Source organism: Streptomyces huiliensis (genome assembly GCF_020037025.1).
Classification (GTDB): domain Bacteria; phylum Actinomycetota; class Actinomycetes; order Streptomycetales; family Streptomycetaceae; genus Streptomyces; species Streptomyces huiliensis.
The window spans coordinates 1-1515 of the sequence record NZ_JAIQLH010000387.1 but is presented as its reverse complement, the minus strand read 5'-3'; the positions used below and the strand labels follow the sequence as shown (position 1 = coordinate 1515).

Below are 1515 nucleotides of genomic sequence, written 5' to 3'. Positions count from 1 at the left end.
GCACAGCCCGCCGCAGGCGCTACACCGGCGGCCACGGAATCGCCGGCCACTCCCCACTCGGTTCCCGATGCCGCCCGGTACGCAGCAATTCCGCCACCCGCCCCCGCAAAGCCTCCACCTCCGCCGGAGTGATCAGCTCGGCCAGCCGCCCCGCCAAGGGGCGACCCTCGGCCAGATCGGCCGAAAGTCGCCGTAGCGCCGCAAGCGCCTCCTCCGTCAGCGGCTCCCCCGCCCACCCCCACAGCAACGTCCGCAGCTTGTCCTCGGCGTTGAAGGTGACGCCATGGTCGATCGCGTACAGCGAGCCGTCGGCGGCGGGCAGCAGATGACCGCCCTTGCGGTCGCCGTTGTTGATCACGGCGTCGAGGACGGCCAGCCGCCGCAGCCGCTCGTCGTCGGCGTGGACGAGCAGCGCCGGGCGCCCGTCCCCCACCTCCGCGTAGCCGACGGCCTTCCAGCCGGGCCCTGGCTCGTCCCCCTCGACGAGGGCGAGGAGCCGCCGCGTCTCGTCGGCCGCGCCGTCGTCGGCCGGGCCGTCGATCCACAACTGGCACATGCCCGGCCCGTAGGGGCCGTCCCGGAGGACGGTCGGCGGGACCAGGCCCCAGCCCATGGCCTCGGAGAGCTCGTAGGCGGCCACCTCGCGCTGGGCGAGGGTCCCGTCGGGGAAGTCCCAGAGCGGCCGCTCCCCGGCCACCGGCTTGTAGACGCAGGCCGCGGACACGCCCTCGTACGCGACCGTGCAGTACAGCACCGCGTTCGACGCCTCGCGGATCCGCCCGCGAACGGTGAGCTCACCGCGGGCCAGCAGCTCCTGCGGGGTGACCTGCCGCTCCCGCGGGGTCACCTGCCGCTCCCGCGGGGTCACGCTCCGCGGCGGTATCCGTTCTGACGCGGGCATACGTGTCCCTCCGGGTCGAGCGGCAGGCTGCACAGCGGGCAGGGCGGCCGGCCGGCGTTGACGATGTCCAGGGCGCGCTTGGCGAAGGCCCGGGCCATGGTGCCGGTGATGCGCACGCGCAGCATGGGCGGACCGTTGGTCTCGTCCTGGAGGAGGCGCTCCTCCGCGGCGGCCAGGTCCTCGTCGGTGTCGGCCTCCAGCTCGACCAGGGCCTGCGCCTCGACGACCATCCGCTGCCCCTCGGCGTCCCAGGCCAGGGCCATGGTGCCGACGCGGAACTCCTCCTCGACGGGGGTGTCCAGGGGCGCGGTGTCGGCGAACTCGACGGGTGCCACGGCCGGCACCGGGGCGCTGCCGCCGGTGCGCCGGACGACCTCGTCCAGCAGTTCGTCGATGCGCTCGGCGAGCGCTTCCACCTGCGCCTTCTCCAGGGCGACGGTGGTGGTCCGGCCGGCCGCGGTGGCCTGGAGGAAGAAAGTGCGGCGGCCCGGCAGCCCGACCGTACCGGCGACGAAGCGGTCCGGCGGGTCATAGAGGAACACCTGACGGGACAACGTCCTGCTCCATTGGGTCGGTGACGGAGGGAGGTGGTGGAGGGGGCGGCGGAGGGGGGT

2 protein-coding genes are annotated in these 1515 nt (G+C 74.3%); both read right to left on the bottom strand.

The features are described from left to right. Window positions 1-19: 19 nt before the first annotated feature. Entirely contained in the window at window positions 20-901 is an 882-nt protein-coding gene (locus JNW98_RS33855) for an SCO1664 family protein (RefSeq protein WP_223772125.1), read from the bottom strand. Then, window positions 865-1455 carry a DUF3090 domain-containing protein gene (locus JNW98_RS33850; protein ID WP_223772124.1) on the bottom strand — a complete coding sequence of 197 codons (591 nt, stop codon included), beginning with the start codon at window positions 1453-1455 and terminating at the stop codon, window positions 865-867. The genes JNW98_RS33855 and JNW98_RS33850 overlap by 37 nt, the downstream gene beginning before the upstream one ends. Between the last annotated feature and the right edge of the window lie 60 nt (window positions 1456-1515).

Bases quoted from the DNA above. Each gene is read 5' to 3' on its own strand.
- JNW98_RS33855 (WP_223772125.1), bottom strand. From the start codon at position 901: ATGCCCGCGTCAGAACGGATACCGCCGCGGAGCGTGACCCCGCGGGAG.